This window comes from Streptococcus sp. SM5, assembly GCF_027497975.1.
In genome coordinates, this window is record NZ_JAJNSC010000015.1 from 36412 (window position 1) to 62839 (window position 26428).

Annotated in this window: 24 protein-coding genes; 18 read left to right on the forward strand and 6 right to left on the reverse strand. The window is 40.0% G+C overall.

Annotated features, from left to right (window positions below; genetic code table 11):
• The first annotated feature begins 570 nt into the window (after positions 1-570).
• Positions 571-1437 (forward strand): helix-turn-helix transcriptional regulator, encoded by an 867-nt coding sequence (locus tag PAN07_RS11560; protein WP_269797961.1) that lies wholly within the window; start codon positions 571-573, stop codon positions 1435-1437.
• Positions 1438-1589: 152 nt separating this feature from the next.
• Entirely contained in the window at positions 1590-2804 is a 1215-nt protein-coding gene (locus PAN07_RS11565; protein ID WP_269797962.1) for an MFS transporter, read from the forward strand.
• Between the two features lie 236 nt (positions 2805-3040).
• Here PAN07_RS11565 and yidA read toward each other — a convergent pair whose 3' ends face one another.
• Together yidA and PAN07_RS11575 are read right to left on the reverse strand one after the other, a co-directional pair.
• Positions 3041-3847 (reverse strand): sugar-phosphatase, encoded by an 807-nt coding sequence (yidA, locus tag PAN07_RS11570; protein WP_004261542.1) that lies wholly within the window; start codon positions 3845-3847, stop codon positions 3041-3043.
• 12 nt (positions 3848-3859) lie between these two features.
• Complete coding sequence (locus tag PAN07_RS11575; RefSeq protein ID WP_269797963.1) at positions 3860-5164, reverse strand: HD domain-containing protein; 1305 nt, start codon at positions 5162-5164, stop codon at positions 3860-3862.
• A gap of 71 nt (positions 5165-5235) precedes the next feature.
• Here PAN07_RS11575 and PAN07_RS11580 point away from each other — a divergent pair, with 71 nt between their 5' ends.
• Positions 5236-5613 carry a DUF1934 domain-containing protein gene (locus tag PAN07_RS11580; protein ID WP_080709993.1) on the forward strand — a complete coding sequence of 126 codons (378 nt, stop codon included), beginning with the start codon at positions 5236-5238 and terminating at the stop codon, positions 5611-5613.
• A gap of 381 nt (positions 5614-5994) precedes the next feature.
• On the opposite strand, the gene PAN07_RS11585 is transcribed toward PAN07_RS11580, so the two are convergent.
• The 3 genes from PAN07_RS11585 to coaA all read right to left on the reverse strand — a co-directional run bounded on the left by PAN07_RS11585 (position 5995) and on the right by coaA (position 7806).
• Positions 5995-6528, reverse strand: coding sequence for a DNA topology modulation protein (locus tag PAN07_RS11585; protein WP_269797964.1), 534 nt, complete (start codon positions 6526-6528; stop codon positions 5995-5997).
• A gap of 53 nt (positions 6529-6581) precedes the next feature.
• Positions 6582-6818: a 30S ribosomal protein S20 gene (rpsT, locus tag PAN07_RS11590; protein ID WP_001274000.1), complete on the reverse strand. Its 237-nt coding sequence runs from the start codon at positions 6816-6818 to the stop codon at positions 6582-6584.
• Between the two features lie 67 nt (positions 6819-6885).
• Positions 6886-7806, reverse strand: a complete 921-nt coding sequence (gene coaA, locus PAN07_RS11595; protein ID WP_261052443.1) for a type I pantothenate kinase — start codon at positions 7804-7806, stop codon at positions 6886-6888.
• A gap of 200 nt (positions 7807-8006) precedes the next feature.
• On the opposite strand from coaA, the gene PAN07_RS11600 reads away from it, so the two are divergent.
• The 9 genes from PAN07_RS11600 (at position 8007) to PAN07_RS11640 (ending at position 16343) form a co-directional block, all read left to right on the forward strand.
• Positions 8007-8411 (forward strand): hypothetical protein, encoded by a 405-nt coding sequence (locus PAN07_RS11600; RefSeq protein WP_269797965.1) that lies wholly within the window; start codon positions 8007-8009, stop codon positions 8409-8411.
• Positions 8412-8589: 178 nt separating this feature from the next.
• Positions 8590-9180 (forward strand): class I SAM-dependent methyltransferase, encoded by a 591-nt coding sequence (locus PAN07_RS11605; RefSeq protein ID WP_078238317.1) that lies wholly within the window; start codon positions 8590-8592, stop codon positions 9178-9180.
• Positions 9177-10454: a pyrimidine-nucleoside phosphorylase gene (locus PAN07_RS11610; RefSeq protein ID WP_269797966.1), complete on the forward strand. Its 1278-nt coding sequence runs from the start codon at positions 9177-9179 to the stop codon at positions 10452-10454. The genes PAN07_RS11605 and PAN07_RS11610 overlap by 4 nt, the downstream gene beginning before the upstream one ends.
• A gap of 19 nt (positions 10455-10473) precedes the next feature.
• A complete protein-coding gene (gene deoC, locus PAN07_RS11615) occupies positions 10474-11136 on the forward strand; it encodes a deoxyribose-phosphate aldolase (RefSeq protein WP_269797967.1) in 663 nt (220 codons plus the stop codon).
• Entirely contained in the window at positions 11123-11512 is a 390-nt protein-coding gene (locus PAN07_RS11620; protein WP_033686672.1) for a cytidine deaminase, read from the forward strand. Before deoC ends, PAN07_RS11620 begins: the two co-directional genes overlap by 14 nt.
• Positions 11513-11601: 89 nt before the next feature.
• Entirely contained in the window at positions 11602-12654 is a 1053-nt protein-coding gene (locus PAN07_RS11625) for a BMP family protein (RefSeq protein ID WP_269797968.1), read from the forward strand.
• Between the two features lie 143 nt (positions 12655-12797).
• Entirely contained in the window at positions 12798-14333 is a 1536-nt protein-coding gene (locus tag PAN07_RS11630; RefSeq protein WP_269789023.1) for an ABC transporter ATP-binding protein, read from the forward strand.
• Positions 14326-15384: an ABC transporter permease gene (locus tag PAN07_RS11635; RefSeq protein ID WP_045597035.1), complete on the forward strand. Its 1059-nt coding sequence runs from the start codon at positions 14326-14328 to the stop codon at positions 15382-15384. The genes PAN07_RS11630 and PAN07_RS11635 overlap by 8 nt, the downstream gene beginning before the upstream one ends.
• Before the next feature lie 2 nt (positions 15385-15386).
• On the forward strand, positions 15387-16343 hold the full coding sequence (locus tag PAN07_RS11640) for an ABC transporter permease (RefSeq protein ID WP_125454564.1): 957 nt from the start codon (positions 15387-15389) through the stop codon (positions 16341-16343).
• A gap of 38 nt (positions 16344-16381) precedes the next feature.
• Here the strand turns inward: PAN07_RS11640 and plsY are convergent, their stop codons facing one another.
• The gene (gene plsY / locus PAN07_RS11645; RefSeq protein WP_269797969.1) at positions 16382-17023 is read right to left on the reverse strand and encodes a glycerol-3-phosphate 1-O-acyltransferase PlsY; all 642 of its coding nucleotides are present in this window, start codon (positions 17021-17023) and stop codon (positions 16382-16384) included.
• A 135-nt stretch (positions 17024-17158) separates the two neighbouring features.
• Between plsY and parE the strand changes: the two genes are divergently transcribed.
• The 6 genes from parE to PAN07_RS11675 all read left to right on the forward strand — a co-directional run bounded on the left by parE (position 17159) and on the right by PAN07_RS11675 (position 26348).
• Positions 17159-19102 (forward strand): DNA topoisomerase IV subunit B, encoded by a 1944-nt coding sequence (gene parE / locus PAN07_RS11650; protein WP_247939811.1) that lies wholly within the window; start codon positions 17159-17161, stop codon positions 19100-19102.
• A gap of 27 nt (positions 19103-19129) precedes the next feature.
• On the forward strand, positions 19130-19963 hold the full coding sequence (locus PAN07_RS11655; protein ID WP_269797970.1) for an aminoglycoside 6-adenylyltransferase: 834 nt from the start codon (positions 19130-19132) through the stop codon (positions 19961-19963).
• Positions 19944-20678 carry a type II CAAX endopeptidase family protein gene (locus tag PAN07_RS11660; protein ID WP_049543041.1) on the forward strand — a complete coding sequence of 245 codons (735 nt, stop codon included), beginning with the start codon at positions 19944-19946 and terminating at the stop codon, positions 20676-20678. The genes PAN07_RS11655 and PAN07_RS11660 overlap by 20 nt, the downstream gene beginning before the upstream one ends.
• A 52-nt stretch (positions 20679-20730) precedes the next feature.
• A complete protein-coding gene (parC, locus tag PAN07_RS11665) occupies positions 20731-23202 on the forward strand; it encodes a DNA topoisomerase IV subunit A (protein WP_269797971.1) in 2472 nt (823 codons plus the stop codon).
• A 134-nt stretch (positions 23203-23336) separates the two neighbouring features.
• The gene (locus PAN07_RS11670; protein ID WP_269797972.1) at positions 23337-24359 is read left to right on the forward strand and encodes a branched-chain amino acid aminotransferase; all 1023 of its coding nucleotides are present in this window, start codon (positions 23337-23339) and stop codon (positions 24357-24359) included.
• 21 nt (positions 24360-24380) lie between these two features.
• A complete protein-coding gene (locus tag PAN07_RS11675) occupies positions 24381-26348 on the forward strand; it encodes a peptide ABC transporter substrate-binding protein (RefSeq protein ID WP_269797973.1) in 1968 nt (655 codons plus the stop codon).
• The last annotated feature ends 80 nt before the right edge of the window (positions 26349-26428 follow it).

A 26428-nucleotide genomic window follows, 5' to 3' on the forward strand; every position in this document is an offset into this window, starting at 1 on the left:
TTGACCAAAAATTATATTTTGGTCAATGATTATATAATAAATGGATCATGAAAATGTCTCTGATTTATAGTAGTGCTAAAAAGGACTTCCTTTATTGGAATGTCCTTATTTTTATTGTGGAACTGGACAAATGAGGTAAAGGTTCAGGTCTATGAACTCAGAAAGCAAGTACAAGGCTTTAAACAGCTTTCGAAAAGATTTGGTGTGGATTTTTTGGCTAAGCTTTGTGACAAGATGAATTGATTGTTATGAACTAGAGAATGTAAAAAATGGGGAAATCGTTATTATTCCCCTGAATTTGATATGTTGTAAAAGACTATTTCTGGTCTGTTAAATCTATCAATAACAAAATCTAAACATGATAGTCTAATATCTAATCCATTTCAAGTGAATAAGTTTATCAATCGTTTGAGTAAGAAAATCTCAAAAGAAAAAGGGCTAGGTTTTCAAAAATAACCTATCTAGTCATTGCTTATATATAATTTGTATCTTTTGGTTTATTAATTTGTATTTAAAATTTAATCATGTTACAATTGAAATTGAAATCGAATAGAAAAGGAAAATGCAGACGTGGGCACACTTTTAGCAACAAGATTAAAAAATAGACGAAAAGAATTAAAAATGTCTCAGCGAGAATTGGCCGAGGGGATATGTAAACAGGGACAGATTAGTCGATTAGAGAATGGAGAATTTACTCCAGGAGCTGACTTTTTATATGCTCTGTCTAAGAAGTTAAAAGTTAGTATAGATTATTTTTTTAATGAGCAGATTGTAGAAGAGATTGATGAGTTATCAGAGTTTAAAAAGTTAGCCCAGACATTTATCACAAATCGAAATTATGAGTCTTTGAAATATATATATGAATTAGAGAGTGTAAAGGTACATCGCTTGTCTCTAGTAGATAAGTTTTATATGGAGTGGATAAAATCTCTTATAGATTTTTATTTCTATGGGCAAAAAGAGGAGGCTGTGGCAAGATTGGAGAAGGTACTGTCTCAGTTAAGTGTAACTGACTTGACCTACCTTCAAGTTTCAAATACTCTATTCAATTTTTATTATAATATTGAAGATTTAGAGAGTTTTAATGAAATTAGAGAAAAGTTAGAGTGTCAAGTAAATCAACTCAAGTTAAACACAATCGAAGAATTAACCCTTTCTATTAAATTTAATTATAATGTTTGTCGCTATCTATGGTTGCAGAATAATACTGAAGAGGCTATTACTAAAATCACAGATACGATAAAGCAGTGTAAGACGTATAGAACAACATATCTTTTGGCTGATTTGTATGTATTGATGGGAAATGTCAGTAAGAATTTTTCTTCTAAAGTTGCAGTAAAAGAGTACTTTGAAACGGCTTATTTCCTATATAAGCTTGAGGGAAATATGTCAATGGCTCTTAAAATCGAGCATTACATTGCAGATATAACAGAATAGTAAAGACGATGTTCAATTAAGCATCGTTTTTTCAATCCAAAATAATACAAATATGTATTTAATAAAAATAAATAAAAAAATATTATCAAAATAATTGACATAATAACATCGAAGTGCTAAACTAAAGTCAAAAAATAAAAGGAAAGAACGCTGTGAATATCAATAAGAAAACGTTTTATACCATTACTTTTGGTGAGTTTATATCAAATGTTGGAGATAGATTTCAGAAAATTGCTTTTCCAATCTTAATTTACCAAGAATTTCATTCGTCTTTTGCAATGGGAGGAATGGTGATTATTGAATTGTTACCTCAATTCTTGTTGGGATTCGTTATGGGTTACTTATTAGATAATTTCAATAAGAAAAAAATACTATTATGGTCTACATTAATACCTGCATTATTATGTAGTGTAATACCGATATTATCTAAATATTCAGTTTCTATATTTTTTTACTACGTTATTGCATTTTTGATACCTTTATTTTCGACACTTTTTCAAACAGGATTTTCAGTCATTACTCCTGCTTTATTTGAGAAGGAAGAATTACAAAAATATAATTCTCAATTTCAAGGTGTACGAACTATTTCAAAATTAATTTCTCCAGCTCTAGCAGGGGTATTAATGTTAAAGTTTAATATTAATAGTATTTTTTTTATAAATAGTGCTTCTTTCTTGTTATTATTTCTTTCAATACTAATTTCATATATTCCAGATCAAGAACACAAGGAGAATGGTAATGATAATATAAAAGAAATTTTTGTAGGTTTTAAAGAGAACTTTACAAATGTTAAATTGAGGATTTCTTTACTCTTTACTATTGTTGTGAATATCGCTATGCTAGGTTTCAATGCAACTATTATTTTTTATTTACAGGATCAATTAAAATTATCAAATAGTCTTGTTGGGATTGTTTACTCAATTGCTGGATTTGGAAGTTTGATAGCAGTTACCTTTCTTTCTACTTTTTTGAATAAGAAGGATGCCTTTATCTTGATGAATATATCAATGGCAACCATCCCACTTGTCATTATGGCGAGTGGAATAGTAGAAAATTGGTTATTTTTTGGAATCTGTTATTCAATTTTGAGTGGATTAATTACAATAGCTTCTGTTTCGATTACAACAATACAGCAACAAGAAAGTACTGTGTATAATATTGGAAAGATACTTTCTAGTTCTTTTGTAATAGCTACCATTTTTGCTCCTTTTGGAGGAATACTGGCTGCTTATTTTAATTGGCTTTTAAACCCGAGATTAAGTCTAGTTATTTTGGGATTACTAAGTAGTTTATTGGTTATTCTTATAAAGAGTTATGAAAAAAAGCTAACTAAGAAAAGAACTGCAATAATTATAAAGGAAGATTAGTGGATTAATTATCATTAGAAAAAATAATATTAATTCGTAGTAAAATAAAAAATTGAAAAAGGTTTTACATAATGTACAACCTTTTTCAGATTTAATAATTATTGAGGGGATAGAACTAGAGAACAAAAATACTGAATTTTAAACTGCACCCCAAAAGTAAGATTTTTTCTGTCTAACTTTTGGGGTCAGTACATTATCTCTAACTTCTGGGGTGCTTTTTCTATATTCAAATTATTTTACAATACCCATGTACGGATGGCATGGGCAACGCCAGATTCGTCATTTGTTTTAGTGATGTATTTGGCGATTTTTTTGATTTCTGGATTTCCATTTTCCATGACAACGGGATTCCCAACGACTTCCAACATGGCACGGTCATTTTCTTCGTCACCGATCGCCATGGTTTCATCTTTGGTCAACCCGAGTTTTTCAGCTAGATGAGTGATGGCTGAACCTTTGTCCACATTCTTTTTAAGGAGTTCGAGGTAGAAAGGAGCAGATTTGTTGATGGAGTAGCGCTCGTAAAATTCGGCTGGAATTTTTTCAATTGCAGCATCAAGAATCTCAGGCTCATCGATGAACATACATTTGACAATTTCCTTGTCAGCCATTTCTTCAGGAGTGCGGTAGAAAATAGGCATGCTGACGAGGGTTGATTCGTGCACTGTGTATTTTCCGATATTGCGATTGGCTGTGTAGATGCCGTCCTTAGTAATAGCGTGCATGTGGACACCGAGCTTACGACTGAGAAATTCCATATCCAGATAATCCTCATAGGTCAAGGATTCACTGATAATCTCATGTCCTGTAGCAGTTTCTTGGACAAGGGCACCATTGAAGGTCACAACATAGTCACCCTCGTCTCTCAGCTGCAAGTCGTCCAGAAGTTTGGCAACACCTGCGATAGGGCGACCAGTTGCAATGACGACTTTGACACCAGCTTCTTTTGCATCTTGGATGGCAGAAAAGACTTCAGGAGTAATCTCCTTTTGGCTATTGACTAGGGTTCCGTCAATATCGACGGCGATTAGTTTAATACTCATAAATTTCCTCTTCTAGTTTTTATTTGGGGTAAAATGGTCGTTCTCAATCAAGTGTAAAAATTGCTGGGTGATACTTGCGAAGATGCTGTTTTGGTCCAACATTTCTTTTGGAAAATAGAAACGATTATCTCCGTGGCGACTGCCAGCAAGGGATTGGACGATAGGAGAAAGGCTAGAGAGTTCCGCCAGTTGACCATTTTTTTGTAGAATCTCAATCTGTGTTCGTGGATTTTCAGATTCGGGACGATAGATATCATAAGGGAGGTCAAAATTCTTATGAATGGCAGTGTAGTAGTCGGGATCAAAGCCGATATCCTCAACCAATTTTCTCATGCTAGCGAGTTGGTCTTGGTCTTCTTGTGAAAAGGTAATGGATTTAAAGACCTTGCGGTTGACAAAGCGTTGCGATAAGTCAGCAAGAATCTTGTCAGGACTGGTCATCCATAGCTGGAAATAGGTGTTCATAACCCCATCATCCAGAGCCAGATAGTCAGACAAGGTCACATTTTTTTCAAAGAAAGGCAGGAGATGTGGAGATGTTCGTGCAAAGAAATCTTTGTCTTTAGGATAGAGTTCCTTGGCGCGTTTGAGGAGATTCTGTAGGAGAACTTCCATGGCGCGTGTTGCTGGGTGGAAATAAACCTGCATGTACATCTGGTAGCGACTGAGGACGTAGTCTTCGATGGCGTGCATGCCATTGCGCTGAAAGGCGATACCATTTTCAACAGGACGAATGACTCGGAGGATGCGAGTCAGGTCAAATTCTCCATAGGATGCTCCTGTAAAATAGGAGTCGCGCAAGAGATAGTCCATGCGGTCCGCATCAATCTGACTGGAAATGAGTTGCACGACCTGCTTGTTAGGATAGGTATGGTCAATGACACTGGCTACCTTTTCTGGAAAATCTGGCGCCACTTGTAGCAGGACTTGGTGAATCTCCGTTTCAGGACTTTGGATAATCTCCTGAGTAATGGCTTCATGGTCTGTATCAAAGAGATGTTCAAAAGTATGGGAGTAGGCACCATGTCCAAGGTCATGTAGGAGAGCAGCTGTCATGGTCAAGAGAGACTCGGCAGGATTCCATTCCTTAGGATATTTTTCTTCAAAAATCTCTGTGATGCGACGAGCAATCTCATAGACTCCAAGACAATGAGAGAAGCGACTGTGTTCTCCACCGTGGAAGGTATAACTGGAAGTTCCCAGTTGTTTGATACGACGCAAACGCTGAAATTCTTTTGTATTAATCAAGTCATAGATGATTTGATTATTGACATGGATGTAGTTGTGAACTGGGTCACGGAATACTTTTTCGTTCATATGACCATTATAGCAAAAAGCTAGAGTTTTTGGTAAAATAGTAGGACAAGAGACAAGAAAGAGGACCTGATGTGAAGATTCGGATGCGAAATACGATTCAGTTTGATGAGCAGTTGGAAGTGATTGACCAACTTTATGACGTGGAAGTGCATGAAAAAGGAGATTATAGCTACCTGCTTTTCTATAATGAGGAAAAGGAAAAAGTAGTGATTAAATTTCATGGTCAAGAGCTGGTGATGAGTCGATTTTCCAATCCCAAGACCATTATGCGCTTTCTAAAGGATAGTGATAGTTTGGCCTATATTCCTACACCCATGGGCATGCAGGAGTTTATTATCCAAACCAGTCGTTATGAAGTTGATGGGCAAAAGATTCATTTAGACTATCAACTACAAAACCAAGAGGGATATCCCTTTGCCAGCTATCAATTGGAAATTACTTGGGGCTAGGTATGACTGGGGACGAGGTTATAGCAACGAAGCTGATAAAGTTTATGAAATCAAGCTTTTCTTGCACATTTTTAGTAGCTGAAACCTTTATTTTTTCAGATTAAGGTTATAACAATCATTCCATTACCTATTATTTATGAAAGCTAAATATAATATCCGTCTTCCCTTATACTTATTCCAAATGAGTAAAGAGGATTTGAGGCCTAGCGATTGTTATTATTGTATATTCAAAATCTAAAAATTGATAAAAGGGACAGTGAATGTCCCTTTTCATTTCTATAGAATTCAGAGTTTTAGATAGGATAGATTGGTAAATAATGAAGAAAATATTTTGAGAAAATAGCTCCAAAAAGGGGATTTGTCTTCCAAATAGTACTAACATTATCCATGTTGGTTTTTCTTCTTGTTTTCGTGAGTCTTTATAAAGTAATCTATCTCCTTTTGAGACCTAAGGATAACAACTTTATCTGGATAGGTTTCTTGAACCCACTTGTAGCGTTCTTTAGCGGATTTGCTCCGCCCATCCCAGAGAATCCATCTGATAAACTCCCAATTAAATTGTTCTTGACAACCAGCTGCCATACTTTCTCTGACCTTACCTCGATATGTGAGATAACGTTTAAAGGCTCGAAAGAGACAGGTCAATGGCGAAAAATTAAGAAAGATGATTTGGTCAGCATCCTGCATTCTTTCCTCATAGAAACACCAAGAATAATTTCCATCAATAACCCAAGCTTCATGCTTGGTGAGAAAGTTTTTCATCTCTGTCAACATCCATTCGCGGTCACTGTCTTGCCAACCAGGTTGAAATTGGAGCGTGTCCATGTGAAGTTTGGGGATGGAGTAGCAGTGAGACAACTTTTTAGCTAGAGTTGACTTACCAGCACCAGAATATCCGATAATTGCGATTTTCATTTCCTACCTTTTTCCTATTTGGAGACAAAAAAACAGCCTCTATGGACTGTTTCTTATTTAGCAAGTTTAGCTGAAAGACGAGCTTTGTCGCGGCTTGCTTTGTTTTTGTGAATCAAACCTTTAGTTTCTGCTTTATCGATAGCTGAGCTAGCAGCACGGAAAAGTTCTTCAGATGGGTTTGCTTCGAATGCTTTGATAGCAGTACGCATAGCTGATTTTTGAGCTGAGTTCTTTTCGTTTTGTTTAACGTTCAATTCAGCACGTTTGATAGCTGATTTAATGTTTGCCAATGTTCTTACCTCCATATTTACTAACTATACCATTATATCTGAAAACTTACGTTTTGACAAGGGAAAATTATTTTTTTAAGTAAATTTCATCGATTTCATGGTTCTTTGTTTTATGAAGAATCACTTCCGCACGATTTCTGGTCGGTTCAATATAATTTTGTAGATTTGTGAGATTGATACTGGTCCAGACCTGATGGGCAAAGGATTCCACTTCCCCAATCGGCATTTGTGTAAAACGATAATAGTAGCTATCAGGGTCGTTTTGGGCTAGGCTCAGCATCTTCAAGAAACGGTCCAGATACCAACTCTCGATGTCATCGACTGCAGCATCAACATAGATGGAAAAGTCAAAGAAGTCAGTGATATAGAGACGCTCGTTTTGTGGGTTTTGAAAGACATTAATCCCCTCGACAATCACAAAATCAGCAGCTTTGACACTTTGTTTTTCCTCAGGAACGATGTCGTAGACTTCATGAGAATAGACAGGAATATCCACATCTTGTCCATTTTTGATGTGATCCAAGAAGTTGAGAAGAGCTTCCATATCATAGCTTTCAGGAAATCCCTTCCGATTTAGAATCCCTTGCTCAATCAAGGTATGGTTGGGATAGAGAAAGCCGTCAGTTGTTACCAACTCAACCCTAGCATCTGTAAGTGTACGGGACAGTAGGATCTGAAGCAGGCGGCTGGTTGTTGATTTTCCAACGGCAACACTCCCAGAAACTCCAATGATAAAAGGTTGGGATTTGCTTTCACGTTGAAGGAAAATTCCTTTTGAAAAGGCCAAGTCATCCTTGGTACGCTTGTAAATATGGATGAGATGGGCTAGGGGAAGATAGACATCGGTAACATCCTGTAAGCTAATCTGGTCATTAAAACTCTTGATGGATTCTAATTCCTCTTCTGTCAAAGGAGGTGTTGTCTTTCGGTGTAAAGATTGCCAAGTTTGGCGACTGATTTTTTCAAAATGTAAAAATTCGTTGGTCATTTGTTTTCCCCTAGATATTTTGTCTATCATACCATAAAAAGCTAAAAAAATAAAGCGGTTTCTTGATGATAGTAAGCCAATATCGTATAATAGAGGTAGATAGAGGATGAACAATTTATTGATGAAGTAGGAGATAGTTTCTACTGATTTATAAGCTTATAAAGGGGGCTTTTTAGTTCACAACTTATAGGAGGTGTACTATGAAAATCTTAAAACGTTACATATTGGAACTCTGTTTTATTTTAAGTTTTGCCTTACCTTTTATAAAAGGGGCGAATGCGGATAATGGTAGACGCTTTGTGGAAATCTATTACGGTTTTACTTTTTTGATGGAACATGCTATTGTAACAGCTGTATTTATCTGTTCGCTCTTAATTGCTTGCCTACTCAAAAAACGGTGGACGAAACGGCTTGCTGCTGGAAGTTATGTCTTTTTAGTCCTATGGATTGCTACAGAGGGTTATTTATTCCGCATGTCACTAGAAGATTTAATCCGACTTTGGACAAGTTTGGAAATCCTGACAAAAACGTATCAGTTGGGCTTTTATCTAAACATCCTGTTGGGAATTTTGTTGGTAATGAAGCATTTGAAGGTAAAGAAATAAAAATGTGCCAGACTATAGACTATGAGATATCTAGTCCTACGTGCTTTGTTATTCGGTTATAAAAGTTAAAAGAGATTGAAGAAAAAGTCTTGTTTACTAGCTTTCTTCAGTCTTTTTCGTTTTATGATCAATTTGTAAACGATTTACAATTTAAGTCAAATTATGGTAAAATAGTTTCATGAGTAAAATGTATTATGCAGAGAATCCTGACGCTGCTCACGACATTCATGAGTTAAGAGTGGACTTGTTGGGAGAGAAAATGACCTTTTTGACGGATGCGGGTGTTTTTAGCAAGAAAATGGTTGACTTTGGCAGTCAACTTTTGCTCAAGTGTCTTGAGGTCAACCAAGGAGAGACTGTCCTTGATGTAGGCTGTGGTTACGGGCCTTTGGGCTTGTCCTTGGCTAAGGCTTATGGAGTTCAGGCGACCATGGTCGATATCAATAATCGTGCCTTGGATTTGGCCCGACAAAATGCTGAACGAAATAAAGTAGAAGCGACGATTTTCCAGTCTAACATCTATGAACAAGTTAAAGGGAAATTTGACCATGTCATTTCTAATCCTCCTATCCGTGCGGGCAAGCAAGTGGTTCATGAAATTATTGAGAAAAGTAAAGATTTTTTGGAAACTGGTGGAGATTTAACAATCGTTATCCAGAAGAAACAAGGGGCTCCAAGTGCTAAGTCTAAGATGGAAGATGTGTTTGGCAATTGTGAAATCGTCAAAAAAGATAAGGGATACTATATCCTTAGAAGTGTGAAAGAATGAGAGCAGTTGATTTAATCCAAAAGAAACGAGATGGTCAAGAATTAACTTCGAGTGAAATTGAATGGCTGGTAGAAGGCTATGTGTCAGGAACTGTTCCTGATTATCAGATGTCTGCTTTTGCTATGGCTGTTTATTTTAAAGGAATGACGACTCGAGAAATATCTGATTTGACCATGAAAATGGTTCAGACAGGGCAAGAGTTTGATTTATCTGCTATTGATGGGGTTAAGGTTGACAAGCATTCTACGGGTGGTGTTGGTGATAAGGTAACCTTGATTTTAGCTCCCCTTGTTGCTAGCTTCGGTGTGCCTGTGGCAAAAATGAGTGGTCGTGGTCTCGGCCATACTGGTGGGACAATTGATAAATTGGAGTCCATTAAGGGCTATCAAGTAGAGCGTAGTCAAGAAGATTTTATTCGTCAGGTTCAGGATATTGGTGTATCTGTCATTGGGCAATCAGACCAGCTTGTCAAAGCAGATAAGCTTCTCTACGCCCTCCGTGATGTGACCGCAACTGTCGACACGATTCCTTTGATTGCGAGTTCGGTGATGAGCAAGAAAATCGCGGCAGGAGCGGATGCTATTTTGCTAGACGTAACTGTCGGTGAGGGTGCCTTCATGAAGACGGTTGATGAGGCGCGTGAACTGGCTCAAACTATGGTGAATCTTGGTAAGGCAGTTGGTAGAAAAACGGTAGCAGTCATTACGGATATGAGTCAGCCCTTGGGACGAGCGATTGGAAATCGTCTAGAAATCCTTGAGGCATTGGAGATTTTACAAGGTCAAGGCCGTCAGGATATTACCCATTTTATATGCGAACTGGCTCAAATTATGCTTGGCCTTGCAAATGTTAACAAGACAATTGAAGAAGTTCACCAACATCTTGAAAATGGTCAAGCACTGGCTAAGTTTGAGGAGATGGTCCAAGCCCAAGGTGGAGACTTGGAAGACCTCTATCGTCCTGTAAATGTAGCCCATGTGGTGGACATCCCTGCTCAGGAAACGGGTGTCATTTCAGCTCTTCCAGCTATGGAATTTGGACTTTATGCTATGAGACTGGGGGCAGGTCGTGCAGTCAAGTTTGATGCCTTGGACTATGAAACAGGAATTGTTTTTGAAAAGAAAGTTGGAGATTCCGTTCAAAAGGGAGAAATTGTTGCAAAAGTATACACAAATGGAAAAATTTCTCCTCAGCTAGTTACAGATTTTCAAAAATATGTTAAAATAAATGATAGTGTGCAAAGTTTACGAGAAATCATAGAAATAATCTCATAAACTGCAGGAGAATCCGAATATGAAATTAAATAAATATATCGATCATACACTTTTGAAACAAGATGCGACAGATAATCAAATTGATTGTTTGTTGTCTGAAGCTAGAGAGTATGATTTTGCCAGTGTTTGCGTTAATCCGACCTGGGTTGAACATGCTAAAAAAGGGCTTAAAGGCACAGATGTCAAGGTCTGCACAGTAGTAGGTTTCCCCTTGGGAGCAACAACTTCAACTGTGAAAGCTTTTGAAACCAAGGAAGCTATCCAAAATGGTGCAGATGAGATTGATATGGTGATTAATGTTGGAGCTCTCAAATCAGGTAATCTTGATTTGGTTGAGTTAGATATTCGCGCAGTAGTGGAAGCAAGTGGTGACAAGTTAGTGAAAGTCATTATTGAAGCTTGCCTTCTGACAGACCAAGAAAAAGTTGTGGCTTGCCAATTAGCTCAAAAAGCGGGAGCTGACTTCGTAAAAACTTCAACTGGCTTTTCAACTGGTGGTGCTACGGTAGCAGATGTTAGATTAATGCGTGAAACAGTTGGACCAGAAATGGGTGTCAAGGCTGCCGGCGGAGCTCGTTCTTATGCAGATGCTCTTGCATTTGTAGAAGCAGGGGCGACCCGTATTGGAACGTCAGCTGGGGTAGCCATTTTAAAAGGAGAATTGGCTGATGGCGACTACTGAGTTGATTGAACTAGCAATTGAAACCAGTAAGAAAGCCTATGTGCCCTATTCTCATTTTCCAGTCGGAGCTGTTTTAGTGACAAAAGATGGTAGCACTTATACAGGTGTCAATATTGAGAATGCTAGCTATCCTTTGACCAACTGCGGAGAGCGTACAGCGATTTTTAAAGCAGTTTCCGAAGGCCAAAGAGAGTTTTCCGAATTGATTGTTTATGGACAAACTGAAAAACCAATCTCGCCATGTGGTGCTTGTCGCCAAGTGATGGCTGAATTTTTTGAACAAGATCTAAAAGTGACCTTAGTCGCAAAAGATAAATCGACGGTCGAGATGACGGTCGGGGAGTTACTTCCATACTCTTTTACAGACTTAAACTAGTCTGAGTCGCTCTCTGAGTGGCACGGTCCTTGTGGCCAACCAATCCATACTTGCAACATCGTTGCACATCTTATTTAGGAGGTTCAGTAATGAACAAGAAACAATGGCTAGGCCTTGGTCTAGTTGCAGTGGCAGCAGTTGGACTTGCTGCATGTGGTAACCGCTCTTCTCGTAACGCAGCTTCATCTTCTGATGTGAAGACAAAAGCAGCAATCGTCACTGATACTGGTGGTGTTGATGATAAATCATTCAACCAATCAGCTTGGGAAGGTTTGCAAGACTGGGGTAAAGAACACAATCTTTCAAAAGATAAAGGTTTCACTTACTTCCAATCAACAAGTGAAGCTGACTACGCTAACAACTTGCAACAAGCGGCTGGAAGCTACAACCTAATCTTCGGTGTTGGTTTTGCCCTTCACAATGCGGTTGAAGAAGCAGCAAAAGACCACTCTGATTTGAACTATGTCTTGATTGATGATGTGATTAAAGATCAAAAGAATGTTGCTAGCGTAACGTTTGCTGATAATGAGTCAGGTTACCTCGCTGGTGTGGCCGCAGCTAAAACAACTAAAACAAAACAAGTTGGTTTTGTAGGTGGTATGGAGTCAGAAGTTATCTCTCGTTTTGAAGCAGGATTCAAGGCTGGTGTTGCGTCAGTAGACCCATCTATCAAAGTACAAGTTGACTACGCTGGTTCATTTGGTGATGCTGCTAAAGGTAAAACAATTGCAGCTGCACAATACGCAGCTGGTGCAGATATTGTTTACCAAGTAGCTGGTGGTACAGGTGCAGGTGTCTTTGCAGAAGCAAAATCACTTAACGAAAGCCGTCCTGAAAATGAAAAAGTTTGGGTTATCGGTGTTGACCGTGACCAAGAAGCAGAAGGTAAATACACTTCTAAAGATGGTAAAGAATCAAACTTTGTTCTTGTATCTACTTTGAAACAAGTTGGTACAACTGTAAAAGATATTGCTAACAAGGCAGAAAAAGGTGAATTCCCTGGCGGTCAAGTGATCGTTTACTCATTGAAAGATAAAGGGGTTGACTTGGCAGTGACAAACCTTTCAGAAGAAGGTAAAAAAGCTGTCGAAGATGCTAAAGCTAAAATCCTTGATGGAAGCGTAAAAGTTCCTGAAAAATAACGGATGGAAGTCATTTCTTAGGAAGCGGCCCTCGGCCGCTTTTTTAAGAGTTGAGACAAAGTCATTTTGTCTCAGTAAAGCTTGCTACTAGAGAAACTAGCAAGTTTTATTGAAATAAAATAAGACTCTGAAAGGAAGAGCACATGGCACACGAAAATGTCATTGAGATGCGTGATATTACCAAGGTGTTTGGTGAATTTGTTGCCAACGACAAAATCAACTTGCACCTACGAAAAGGTGAAATTCATGCACTTTTAGGAGAAAATGGGGCTGGTAAGTCTACGCTAATGAACATGTTAGCAGGCCTTCTTGAACCAACAAGTGGTGAAATTGCGGTCAACGGTCAAGTTGTTAACCTCGACTCACCATCTAAAGCAGCTAGCTTGGGAATCGGAATGGTTCACCAGCACTTTATGTTGGTAGAAGCCTTCACAGTGGCTGAAAACATCATTTTAGGTAGTGAATTGACTAAAAATGGTGTGCTAGATATCGCTGGAGCTAGCAAAGAAATCAAGGCTCTTTCTGAACGTTATGGCTTAGCTGTTGACCCTTCTGCCAAGGTAGCAGATATCTCAGTTGGAGCCCAACAACGTGTAGAAATTTTAAAAACCCTTTATCGGGGGGCTGATATCCTTATCTTTGATGAACCAACGGCTGTCTTGACCCCATCAGAAATTGATGAATTGATGGCTATTTTGAAAAATCTTGTCAAAGAAGGGAAATCAATTATCTTGATTACCCACAAGTTGGATGAGATTCGTGCAGTTTCTGACCGCGTTACAGTTATCCGTCGTGGAAAATCAATTGAAACAGTCGAAATTGCAGGAGCTACCAATGCTGATTTGGCAGAAATGATGGTAGGTCGTTCTGTTTCCTTTAAAACAGAGAAGCAAGCCTCTCAACCAAAAGAAGTGGTCTTGTCAATCAAAGATTTGGTGGTCAATGAAAACCGCGGTGTCCCAGCTGTGAAAAATCTTTCCTTGGATGTTCGTGCTGGAGAGATTGTTGGTATTGCAGGGATTGATGGAAATGGTCAGTCTGAACTGATTCAAGCCATTACAGGTCTTCGCAAGGTTGAATCTGGTAGCATTGAGCTAAAAGGAGATTCAATTGTAGGATTGCACCCACGTCAGATTACAGAATTGAGTGTTGGGCACGTTCCAGAAGACCGTCACCGTGATGGCTTGATTTTGGAAATGATGATTTCTGAAAATATTGCCCTTCAAACCTACTATAAAGAACCACATAGTAAAAATGGAATTTTGAACTATTCAAATATTACCTCTTATGCTAAAAAGCTAATGGAAGAGTTTGATGTTCGTGCTGCAAATGAATTTGTTCCTGCAGCTGCACTCTCAGGAGGAAATCAACAAAAAGCAATTATTGCTCGTGAAATTGATCGTGATCCTGATCTCCTTATCGTCAGCCAGCCAACTCGTGGGTTGGATGTCGGTGCCATTGAATATATCCACAAACGCTTGATTGAAGAGCGTGATAATGGCAAGGCTGTCCTTGTTGTCAGCTTTGAATTGGATGAGATTTTAAACGTCTCAGACCGTATTGCTGTTATCCATGATGGTAAGATTCAAGGTATTGTATCACCAGAAACAACCAATAAACAAGAGCTTGGTGTCTTGATGGCTGGTGGAAACTTGGGAAAGGAGAAGAGTGATGTCTAAAAAATTACAACAAATTTCGGTTCCCTTGATTTCTGTCTTCCTAGGAATTTTACTTGGAGCCATTGTCATGTGGATCTTTGGTTATGATGCTATTTGGGGCTATGAAGAATTGTTCTATACAGCCTTTGGTAGTCTACGCGGAATTGGGGAAATCTTCCGTGCCATGGGACCTTTGGTCTTGATTGGTCTTGGTTTTGCCGTTGCCAGTCGTGCTGGCTTCTTTAACGTTGGACTTCCTGGTCAGGCTTTGGCAGGTTGGATTCTTAGTGGTTGGTTTGCCTTGTCGCATCCAGATATGCCACGTCCTTTGATGATTTTAGCAACTATCGTGATTGCCTTGATTGCTGGTGGGATTGTCGGAGCGATTCCAGGTATTCTTAGAGCTTATCTAGGGACGTCAGAGGTTATCGTAACCATCATGATGAACTACATTGTCTTGTATGTAGGGAATGCCTTTATCCATGCTTTCCCTAAAGACTTTATGCAAAGTACAGATTCGACCATTCGTGTTGGGGCTAATGCAACTTACCAGACACCTTGGTTGTCTGAGTTGACTGGTAATTCGCGGATGAATATTGGTATTTTCTTTGCCATCATTGCCGTTGCAGTTATTTGGTTCATGCTCAAGAAAACGACTCTTGGTTTTGAAATCCGTGCGGTTGGTCTTAATTCACATGCTTCAGAATATGCTGGTATTTCTGCAAAAAGAACGATTATCCTCTCAATGATTATTTCAGGTGCTTTGGCAGGTCTTGGTGGAGCTGTTGAAGGACTTGGAACCTTCCAGAACGTCTATGTTCAAGGGGCATCTTTAGCTGTCGGGTTTAACGGGATGGCGGTTAGTCTGCTTGCGGCAAACTCACCAATTGGTATTCTCTTTGCAGCCTTCCTATTTGGTGTTCTCCAAGTTGGAGCCCCTGGTATGAATGCGGCGCAGGTACCGTCTGAGCTTGTCAGCATTGTAACAGCGTCTATTATCTTCTTTGTCAGTGTTCATTACCTTATCGAACGCTTTGTCAAACCGAAAAAACAAGTTAAAGGAGGTAAGTAAAGATGTCTATTACAACCTTGCTCACCCTCTTGGTGTCTTCTATGCTGATTTACTCAGCACCCCTCATCTTTACAAGTATTGGTGGTGTTTTCTCTGAACGTGGTGGTGTGGTCAACGTCGGCCTTGAAGGAATTATGGTTATGGGCGCCTTTTCTGGAGTTGTCTTTAACCTTGAATTTGCAGAACAATTTGGAGCAGCAACTCCATGGCTATCTTTGTTAGTTGCAGGATTGGTAGGGGGAATCTTTTCTATCATCCACGCAGCAGCGACGGTTCATTTCCGTGCAGACCATGTTGTCAGCGGTACGGTATTGAACTTGATGGCCCCAGCCTTGGCTGTTTTCTTGGTGAAAGTACTTTATAACAAAGGACAAACCGACAACCTAAGTCAGACTTTTGGACGCTTTGACTTCCCAGTCTTAGCAAATATCCCAGTGATTGGTGATATCTTCTTCAAGTCAACAAGTCTGCTAGGTTATATCGCGATTGCTTTCTCATTCTTTGCTTGGTTTATCCTTTTCAAGACCCGATTTGGTCTTCGTCTCCGCTCTGTCGGTGAACACCCTCAAGCAGCGGATACTTTGGGAATCAATGTCTACAAGATGAGATATCTAGGAGTTATCATTTCAGGTTTCTTAGGTGGAATTGGGGGAGCGATTTATGCTCAATCCATTTCAGTTAACTTCTCAGTGACAACTATTGTTGGACCTGGATTTATTGCCCTTGCTGCAATGATCTTCGGGAAATGGAATCCAATCGGAGCCATGCTATCTAGTCTCTTCTTTGGACTTTCACAAAGTTTGGCTGTTATCGGCTCTCAATTGCCATTCCTACAAGGAGTGCCTGCGGTTTACCTTCAAATCGCACCTTATGTTTTGACTATTTTGGTCTTGGCAGCTTTCTTTGGAAAAGCAGTTGCACCAAAAGCAGATGGTATCAACTATATCAAATCAAAATAAGCATACAAAAAAACGTCAGTTCTGTTCAAACTGGCGTTTTATTTTTTAGGATCTTGATGAGTTAAGTTTAATCCCCAAGGGACTAAATTTTCAGTCTTATTCTGGATACGTGTGATATTATCCTTATGACGAATGATAATCAAGCTAGCAAGAGCTAGGATAATAGCGATGAAGAGAGGGTCATAGTGACTCAAGATAAAACCAAAAAGTGGAAAGAGTAAAACTCCAATGACAGCCGCGATAGATGCTGTGACACTAGATAGTGAAATCATACTACCAAGATAGAGGGTTCCAAAGAAAACAACTGCAAGGTAGAGACAGAAGACAGGTGCAAATCCGAAAACGACTCCAGCACTGGTTGCGACAGCCTTACCTCCCTTAAATCCTGCAAAGATAGGGAAGGTATGACCAATAACAGCCAAAAGTCCAAAGATGAGAGGCGAAACGCCTTGAAGATGAAAAATAATTGGAAGAAGCGTTGCTAGAGTTCCTTTGAAAAAGTCAATCACAAAGGTCGTCATACCAGCTTTCTTACCTAAAATGCGGAAAGTATTGGTTGTTCCAGTATTTCCAGAACCGTGTTCACGCAGATTTGTCTGAAAGAATACTTGTCCAATCCAGAGACCAGACGGAATCGAACCCAGCAGATAGGCTAGGATTAATAAAACTATTGTAATCATACTCCTATTATATCATGAAATGGAGAAGAAAGGCAGAGAATCTCTTCTGAAATTGTCACAGCGGAGAAAGAAAAATTTTGCAAAATCCTTAGAAAACCTGTAGAATAGTAAAGATGAACGAATAGGAGGTTCCTTGTGTCAAAAAAGGAAATCAATATTAACAATTATAATGATGACGCCATTCAGGTGCTAGAAGGGTTGGATGCCGTCCGTAAACGTCCAGGGATGTATATCGGATCGACTGATGGGGCAGGTCTTCATCATCTCGTCTGGGAAATCGTCGATAATGCTGTCGATGAAGCCTTGTCTGGATTTGGTGACCGTATTGATGTGACCATTAATAAAGACGGCAGTTTAACGGTTCAAGACCACGGACGTGGGATGCCGACTGGAATGCACGCGATGGGAATCCCAACGGTTGAAGTAATCTTTACCATTCTCCACGCCGGAGGGAAATTCGGTCAAGGTGGTTATAAGACATCAGGTGGTCTGCACGGGGTGGGTTCTTCCGTAGTTAACGCCCTTTCTAGCTGGCTAGAAGTTGAAATCACTCGTGACGGTGCAATCTACAAGCAACGTTTTGAAAATGGTGGCAAACCTGTTACGACTTTGAAGAAAATCGGTACAGCGCCCAAGTCTAAAACAGGTACCAAGGTTACGTTTATGCCTGATGCGACGATCTTCTCTACGACAGATTTCAAGTACAATACCATCTCAGAACGCCTCAATGAGTCAGCCTTTCTTTTAAAAAATGTGACCTTGTCTCTAACGGATAAACGCACAGACGAAGCGATTGAATTCCACTATGAAAATGGGGTACAAGACTTTGTTTCTTACCTCAACGAAGACAAGGAGACCTTAACGCCAGTTCTTTACTTTGAAGGGGAAGACAATGGTTTCCAAGTGGAAGTGGCCCTCCAGTACAATGACGGATTTTCAGATAACATTTTGTCCTTTGTCAATAACGTTCGTACCAAGGACGGCGGAACGCATGAGACAGGACTCAAATCTGCTATCACTAAGGTCATGAATGACTATGCGCGTAAGACGGGGCTTCTCAAGGAAAAAGATAAAAACCTTGAAGGTTCAGACTATCGTGAGGGACTAGCGGCCGTTCTTTCTATCTTGGTCCCTGAAGAACATTTGCAGTTTGAGGGTCAGACCAAGGACAAGCTAGGAAGCCCCCTTGCTCGTCCCGTTGTGGATGGCATTGTGGCTGATAAGTTGACCTTTTTCCTTATGGAAAATGGGGAATTAGCTTCTAACCTTATTCGCAAGGCTATCAAGGCGCGTGATGCTCGTGAGGCGGCTCGCAAAGCGCGTGATGAGAGCCGAAATGGTAAGAAAAACAAGAAAGACAAGGGCTTGTTGTCTGGGAAATTAACCCCAGCCCAGTCCAAGAATCCTGCTAAGAACGAACTATATTTGGTCGAGGGTGACTCTGCCGGTGGTTCTGCCAAGCAAGGTCGTGACCGCAAGTTCCAGGCTATCTTGCCTCTTCGTGGGAAGGTTATCAATACAGCTAAGGCCAAGATGGCGGATATCCTCAAAAATGAGGAAATCAATACAATGATTTATACCATTGGTGCAGGTGTTGGGGCAGACTTCTCTATTGATGATGCCAATTATGACAAAATCATTATCATGACCGATGCGGATACGGATGGTGCCCACATTCAGACATTGCTCTTGACATTTTTCTACCGCTATATGCGTCCGCTAGTTGAGGCGGGACATGTTTATATTGCCCTTCCACCTCTTTACAAGATGTCCAAAGGAAAAGGCAAGAAAGAAGAAGTGGCCTACGCTTGGACAGACGGAGAACTAGAGGAACTCCGTAAGCAGTTCGGTAAAGGGGCTACCCTCCAACGCTATAAAGGGCTTGGTGAGATGAATGCGGACCAGCTCTGGGAAACAACCATGAATCCAGAAACCCGTACCCTTATCCGTGTCACCATTGAAGATCTGGCTCGCGCCGAACGTCGCGTCAATGTCCTTATGGGAGACAAGGTCGAACCACGACGTAAGTGGATTGAAGATAATGTCAAGTTTACGCTGGAAGAAGCGACAGTATTTTAAGTTAGTTTTTAATGAATGGGTATAAACATGAGAACTGAAACAGAAATGCTCGATGTAGTTTTAAAGACTGCTGAAACCTTACAAGTCACGGCTGTCGCCATGTCTGGTTCACGGACTGATACAAAAGCCTCAAAAGATGAATTTCAAGACTATGACGTAGTCTATGTTGTAGAGAATCTGGACGAGCTGATTACAGATGTATCTTGGTTGGACCAGTTTGGCAAACGCATTATCGAGCAAGAAGTTGGTCTTGGTCAACGTCGTCTATACCTCATGCTCTTTGAAGATGGAAATCGAATTGATCTAACCCTCTGTCCAAAACAACAAATTCAAGAGTGGGTGGATAGTGAGGCCGGATTTACTGTTTTAGAAGATCCAGAGCATTTATTTGAACCCTATTCACCAAATATAGAGCGTTACTGGACGAATCCAGCTAGTCAGACAGATTTTGAAAAAGCCTGCAATGAGTTCTGGTGGGTGTCGGCCTACGTTGTCAAAGGGATTTGTCGGAATCAGCTCATCTACGCGACCGATCATCTCTATGGCATTTGTCAACAAGAACTCCTGAAAATCTTGGCTTGGCAGGTAGCAAGTGCTAGGGGAAGAGTCGAAATCGGCAAGAACTGCAAGTATCTCTTTAACCATTTGCCAGTTGAAAAAGAGAAGGAGCTATCTAATCTTCTTGATTTTTCCAGTTTAGACAAAATCACTCAGTCTCTATTTGATACGATGGAACTTTTCCACCAAGAGGCTCAGTCCCTTGCTCAAAAGATGGATTTTGACTACGATAAAGAAGTAGCTGAGAAGATGATTCAATACGCTGAGGAGAGACTCGAAAAAAATGAAACATTTACAAAATAATAAGATAACAAAATTTTTACTGATTAGTTTTCTCATTTCTTGGGGATTTGGTTGGGGATTGCTCGCTTTTCTGACGCAAATGAACCTCTTAAGTCTAACAAGTCCACTAGGAGTTTTTCTCCATTTACTAGGAGGTTTCGGTCCTACCATTGCAGCAATTTCTTGTTTGCCTCAAAAATCCATTAAAAGCATAGTCTCTTTTATCTTAGGGGACTCAAAGAAATATATTTTGTTATTTCTTTTACTAATTTTCGTGCAAACAGGTGTCATTGCTTTCTCATCTAAGGAGCTTAATCCGGCTTTTCCACTAGGAAATTTGTTTGTTGTTTTTTTGAGTGCAGTCTGTGTTTATGGTGGCGAAGAAGAATTGGGATGGCGAGGCATCTTGCAACCAACTTTGGAAACTAGATTCTCCTTTTGGATTTCCGGTTTGATAACAGGTTGTATTTGGGCAATATGGCATATACCTTTATGGTTTGTGATTGGAAGTTCCCAAAGTGGTATGCCTTTTATATTATTCAGTCTATTTGCAATTTATCTCAGTATTCTTCTAGCAGCTGTTTTCAAAAAGACTAAGTCGGTCCTTTTTTGCGCCATTTTTCACGGCCTAATTAATACCCTACTTAGCTTATTTGTTATTAAAATTAATCTTTTATTCATTCTAGGATTAGTAGGATTGCTCTTCTTTTCTTACTACCTACAAAGAAACAGTTAAATTTATAAAATATAGATTTACTTTACAATAAAACACTAAAAAGAGAATTATTATGTCTAACATTCAAAATATGTCCCTGGAGGACATCATGGGAGAGCGCTTTGGTCGCTACTCCAAATACATTATTCAAGACCGGGCTTTGCCAGATATTCGTGATGGCTTGAAGCCGGTTCAGCGTCGCATTCTTTATTCGATGAATAAGGATGGCAATACCTTTGATAAGAGTTACCGTAAGTCGGCCAAGTCTGTCGGGAATATCATGGGGAATTTCCACCCACACGGTGATTCTTCTATCTATGATGCTATGGTTCGTATGTCACAGGACTGGAAGAATCGTGAGATTCTAGTCGAAATGCACGGTAATAACGGTTCTATGGACGGTGATCCGCCTGCGGCTATGCGTTATACGGAGGCTCGTTTGTCTGAGATTGCTGGTTACCTTCTTCAGGATATCGAGAAGAAGACCGTTCCTTTTGCGTGGAACTTTGACGATACGGAGAAAGAGCCGACAGTCTTGCCAGCAGCCTTTCCAAATCTCTTGGTGAATGGTTCTACTGGTATTTCGGCTGGATATGCCACAGATATTCCTCCCCATAATTTGGCCGAAGTTATCGATGCGACAGTTTACATGATTGATCATCCAACTTCCAAGGTGGATAAGTTGATGGAATTCTTGCCTGGCCCAGACTTCCCTACAGGAGCTATCATCCAAGGGCGTGACGAAATCAAGAAGGCTTATGAAACTGGGAAAGGGCGCGTGGTTGTTCGCTCTAAGACAGAGATTGAAAAGCTAAAAGGTGGTAAGGAACAAATCGTTATCACTGAGATTCCTTATGAAATCAATAAGGCCAATCTTGTCAAGAAAATAGATGATGTTCGTGTCAATAACAAAGTAGCGGGGATTGCTGAGGTTCGTGATGAGTCTGACCGTGACGGTCTTCGTATCGCTATTGAACTTAAGAAAGACGCAAATACGGAGCTCGTACTCAACTATCTCTTCAAATACACTGACTTGCAAATCAACTACAACTTTAACATGGTGGCGATTGACAATTTCACACCTCGTCAGGTCGGGATTGTCCCAATCTTGTCTAGCTATATCGCCCACCGTCGTGAAGTGATTTTGGCGCGTTCACGCTTTGACAAGGAAAAGGCGGAGAAACGTCTCCATATCGTCGAAGGTTTGATTCGCGTCATCTCTATCTTGGACGAGGTTATTGCTCTTATCCGTGCATCTGAGAATAAGGCTGACGCCAAGGAAAACCTCAAGGTCAGCTATGGTTTTACAGAGGAGCAGGCTGAGGCCATCGTTACCTTGCAACTGTACCGTTTGACCAATACAGACGTAGTTGTCTTGCAGGAAGAAGAAGCAGAACTTCGTGAAAAGATTGCCATGCTGGCGGCTATTATCGGTGATGAACGGACCATGTACAATCTTATGAAGAAAGAGCTTCGTGAGGTCAAGAAGAAATTTGCCACTCCTCGTTTGAGTTCTTTAGAAGACACTGCGAAAGCAATTGAGATTGATACAGCTAGTCTGATTGCCGAGGAAGATACCTACGTCAGCGTGACCAAGGCTGGTTACATCAAGCGTACCAGCCCGCGTTCTTTTGCAGCTTCAACGCTAGAGGAAATTGGAAAACGTGATGATGACCGTTTGATCTTTGTACAAGCTGCCAAGACAACCCAGCATCTTTTGATGTTTACGACTCTCGGAAATGTCATTTATCGACCAATCCATGAATTGGCAGACATTCGCTGGAAGGACATCGGAGAGCATCTGAGCCAAACCATCACAAACTTTGAAACGAACGAAGAAATCCTTTATGTGGAAGTCGTGGATCAGTTTGATGATGCGACAACCTACTTTACTGCAACTCGTCTCGGTCAAATTAAACGGGTAGAACTCAAAGAGTTCTCTCCATGGCGAACCTACAAGTCTAAGTCTGTCAAGTATGCTAAGCTCAAAGACGAGACAGACCAGATTGTAGCAGTGGCTCCGATTAAACTGGATGATGTTCTCTTGATTAGCCAAAACGGTTATGCTCTGCGTTTCAATATCGAAGAGGTTCCTGTTGTCGGTGCCAAGGCTGCAGGTGTCAAGGCTATGAACCTGAAAGAAGATGATACCCTCCAATCGGCCTTTATCTGTAACACTTCATCCTTCTACCTCTTGACTCAGCGTGGAAGTTTGAAACGTGTTTCTATTGACGAAATTCCAGCAACTAGCCGTGCCAAACGAGGACTACAAGTCTTGCGTGAGTTGAAAAACAAACCGCATCGTGTCTTCTTAGCAGGAGCAGTTGCAGAACAAGGTTTCATCGGTGATCTCTTCAGTACAGATGTGGAAGAAAACGACCAAACTTTACTTGTTCAATCCAACAAAGGAACAATCTATGAAAGCCGATTGCAAGACTTGAACCTGTCAGAACGCACTAGCAATGGAAGCTTCATTTCTGATACGATTTCGGATGAAGAAGTTTTTGACGCTTATCTTAAAGAAGTATTTACAGAAGCCAAATAAGTGAAATGAAGAATCAGTTCTAAGAGCTGGTTCTTTTTATTGAAGAAATTTTCTGAAAATTACAAAATATACTTGCTATTTTAGAAAAATAGTGTAGAATAAAAGAAATAGGTTTTTAGAATAAGGAGTGGAATATGACAGTAACGATTGATTGGGAAAATCTCGGTTTTTCCTATATGAAATTACCTTATCGCTATATTGCTCATTTTAAAAATGGACAATGGAATCAAGGAGAGTTGACAGAAGATGCAACCTTGCATATTTCAGAGTCTTCTCCAAGTCTTCACTATGGTCAACAAGCATTTGAAGGTTTGAAAGCTTATCGTACTAAGGATGGCAGTATTCAACTTTTCCGTCCTGATGAAAATGCCAAACGCCTGCAACGGACATGTGATCGTCTCTTGATGCCACAAGTTCCGACAGAAATGTTTGTAGAAGCTTGTAAGGCAGTTGTCCGTGCGAATGAAGAATATGTACCACCATATGGAACAGGTGGAACTTTATATCTTCGCCCTCTTTTGATTGGAGTAGGAGATATTATTGGGGTTAAACCAGCAGAAGAGTATATTTTCACCATCTTTGCCATGCCCGTTGGTAATTACTTTAAAGGCGGTTTGGTCCCAACCAACTTCTTGATTCAGGATGAATACGACCGTGCCGCTCCAAATGGTACAGGTGCGGCTAAGGTTGGTGGAAACTATGCTGCAAGTCTCTTGCCAGGGAAATTGGCCAAGTCACGTCGTTTCTCAGATGTTATTTACCTAGACCCATCGACACATACAAAGATTGAAGAAGTCGGTTCAGCTAATTTCTTTGGAATCACAGCTGATAATGAATTTGTAACACCATTGAGTCCTTCTATCTTGCCATCTATTACCAAGTATTCTTTGCTTTATTTGGCAGAACATCGTTTGGGCTTAACTCCTATTGAGGGGGATGTCCCAATTGATAACCTTGACCGTTTTGTAGAGGCAGGTGCCTGTGGTACAGCAGCGGTTATTTCTCCAATTGGTGGTATTCAATATAGTGATGATTTCCATGTTTTCTATAGTGAAACAGAAGTAGGTCCTGTGACTCGTAAACTCTATGATGAATTGACAGGTATTCAGTTTGGTGATATTGAAGCGCCAGAAGGTTGGATTGTAAAAGTAGATTAAAATTAACTAAAGGAGATTTTTATGAAATCGAAAAAATGGCTCTTAACAGCAGGAGTGGTCCTGAGCACAACAGCTCTTTTAGTGGCTTGTGGAAAAGCTGATAAAGAAGCAGATGCACCGACAACATTTTCATATGTCTATGCAGTAGATCCAGCATCTTTGGATTATAGTATAGCGACTCGTACATCTACAACAGATGTCATCGGGAATGTGGTGGATGGTTTGATGGAAAATGACCAGTACGGGAATGTTATTCCTTCCTTGGCTGAAGATTGGTCTGTCTCAAAAGATGGTTTGACTTATACCTATAAACTTCGTAAAGGAGTTAAATGGTACACTTCAGAAGGCGAAGAATACGCAGAAGTAACAGCCCATGACTTTGTGACAGGACTAAAACACGTAGCTGACGGCAAGTCAGACGGTGTCTCTCTCATCCAAAATTCAATCAAGGGCTTGGATGCCTACATGACTGGTGAGACCAATGATTTCTCTACAGTTGGTGTCAAGGCCTTGGACGATTACACAGTTGAATATACCCTAAACAAACCAGAAAGTTTCTGGAACTCTAAAGTCACCACAGCAACGATGTTGCCTGTAAATGAAGAGTTTTTGAAGGCATCAGGTAAAGATTATGGAGCAGTTACTCCAGCAGGGATTCTTTACAATGGTCCTTATATCTTGAAGACCTTGACTTCTAAATCGTTGATCGAATACGAGAAAAATCCAAACTACTGGGATAAAGAAAAGGTAAAAATTGAAAAGGTCAAATTGACTTACTACGATGGTTCTGATCAGGAATCGTTGATTCGTAGCTTCTCTTCAGGTGCCTATACGACAGCCCGTCTCTTCCCAAGTAGCTCAAACTTTGCTTCTACTTTGGAACAATACGGAGATAAAATCACTTATAGCCCACAGGACTCAAGTAGTTATTACTTCACCTTTAACGTAAATCGTCAATCATATAATAAAACTGCGAAAACAAGTGAAGAGCAAAAGACTTCTACTAAAGAAGCTATGCTTAATAAGGACTTCCGTCAGGCTATCAACTTTGCCTTCAACCGCCATTCTTATGCTGCCCAGCTAAATGGTGAAGACGGTGCGGACAAGATTATTCGTAACAGCCTCGTTCCTGACAACTTTGTACAAGCAGGTGGTAAAAACTTTGGTCAAATCGCTCAAGCAGAGTTGGTGAACTATGGTGACCAATGGAAAGATGTTGAGCTAGTTGACGGTAAGGATTCTATCTACAATCCTGACAAGGCTAAAGCTGCTTTCGAAAAAGCTAAGAAAGACTTGGAATCTAAAGGGGTAACATTCCCAATTCACTTGGATGTCCCAGTTGAACAAACAGATACCATCGCCGTTCAACAAAGCAACTCTTTCAAACAGTCTATTGAATCAACTCTTGGTGCTGAAAATGTTGTTATCGACGTTCTTCAAATGACAGATAATGAAAAGGAAACAATCACTTCTCAAGCGCGTGTTCCTTCTCAAAAAGATTATGATTTGAACAGTACAGGATGGGCTCCAAGCTATCAAGACCCAGCATCTTACTTGAATATCATGGATCCTAAATCAGGTTCTGCTATGAAACACCTTGGTATTACTAAAGGGAAAGATAAGGATGTTGTATCTAAACTTGGTTTGGACCAATATAAGAAATTATTGGATGATGCAGATTCAGAAACGACAAATCTTGAAGAACGCTATGAAAAATATGCCAAGGCTCAAGCTTGGTTGACAGATAGTTCATTATTGATGCCAACAGCCTCATCTGGTGGTTCTCCAGTTGTAAGTAATGTCGTGCCATTCTCAAAACCATACTCACAAGTTGGTATTAAGGGTGACCCATATATCTTTAAAGGAATGAAATTGCAAAAAGATATTGTTACAACAAAAGAATATGAAGAAGCACTGAAAAAATGGCAAAAAGAAAAATTGGAATCAAATGGTAAGTACCAAAAAGAACTAGAAAAACACATTAAATAATGCGGAAAACTCTATATCGGACAAGCCTGATGTAGAGTTTTTTCTTGCTAGTTTTAGGATTTTCTTGTAAAATAGAAAAA

Excerpts from the sequence above, each read along its gene's own strand:
- yidA (WP_004261542.1), bottom strand. The coding sequence starts at position 3,847 with ATGAGTATTAAACTAATCGCCGTCGATATTGACGGAACCCTAGTCAAT.
- PAN07_RS11575 (WP_269797963.1), bottom strand. The coding sequence starts at position 5,164 with ATGAACGAAAAAGTATTCCGTGACCCAGTTCACAACTACATCCATGTC.
- PAN07_RS11585 (WP_269797964.1), bottom strand. The coding sequence starts at position 6,528 with ATGAAAATCGCAATTATCGGATATTCTGGTGCTGGTAAGTCAACTCTA.
- coaA (WP_261052443.1), bottom strand. The coding sequence starts at position 7,806 with ATGACCAACGAATTTTTACATTTTGAAAAAATCAGTCGCCAAACTTGG.
- PAN07_RS11600 (WP_269797965.1), top strand. The coding sequence starts at position 8,007 with ATGAAAATCTTAAAACGTTACATATTGGAACTCTGTTTTATTTTAAGT.
- PAN07_RS11605 (WP_078238317.1), top strand. The coding sequence starts at position 8,590 with ATGAGTAAAATGTATTATGCAGAGAATCCTGACGCTGCTCACGACATT.
- PAN07_RS11610 (WP_269797966.1), top strand. The coding sequence starts at position 9,177 with ATGAGAGCAGTTGATTTAATCCAAAAGAAACGAGATGGTCAAGAATTA.
- deoC (WP_269797967.1), top strand. The coding sequence starts at position 10,474 with ATGAAATTAAATAAATATATCGATCATACACTTTTGAAACAAGATGCG.
- PAN07_RS11620 (WP_033686672.1), top strand. The coding sequence starts at position 11,123 with ATGGCGACTACTGAGTTGATTGAACTAGCAATTGAAACCAGTAAGAAA.
- PAN07_RS11625 (WP_269797968.1), top strand. The coding sequence starts at position 11,602 with ATGAACAAGAAACAATGGCTAGGCCTTGGTCTAGTTGCAGTGGCAGCA.
- PAN07_RS11630 (WP_269789023.1), top strand. The coding sequence starts at position 12,798 with ATGGCACACGAAAATGTCATTGAGATGCGTGATATTACCAAGGTGTTT.
- PAN07_RS11635 (WP_045597035.1), top strand. The coding sequence starts at position 14,326 with ATGTCTAAAAAATTACAACAAATTTCGGTTCCCTTGATTTCTGTCTTC.
- PAN07_RS11640 (WP_125454564.1), top strand. The coding sequence starts at position 15,387 with ATGTCTATTACAACCTTGCTCACCCTCTTGGTGTCTTCTATGCTGATT.
- plsY (WP_269797969.1), bottom strand. The coding sequence starts at position 17,023 with ATGATTACAATAGTTTTATTAATCCTAGCCTATCTGCTGGGTTCGATT.
- PAN07_RS11655 (WP_269797970.1), top strand. The coding sequence starts at position 19,130 with ATGAGAACTGAAACAGAAATGCTCGATGTAGTTTTAAAGACTGCTGAA.
- PAN07_RS11660 (WP_049543041.1), top strand. The coding sequence starts at position 19,944 with ATGAAACATTTACAAAATAATAAGATAACAAAATTTTTACTGATTAGT.
- parC (WP_269797971.1), top strand. The coding sequence starts at position 20,731 with ATGTCTAACATTCAAAATATGTCCCTGGAGGACATCATGGGAGAGCGC.
- PAN07_RS11670 (WP_269797972.1), top strand. The coding sequence starts at position 23,337 with ATGACAGTAACGATTGATTGGGAAAATCTCGGTTTTTCCTATATGAAA.
- PAN07_RS11675 (WP_269797973.1), top strand. The coding sequence starts at position 24,381 with ATGAAATCGAAAAAATGGCTCTTAACAGCAGGAGTGGTCCTGAGCACA.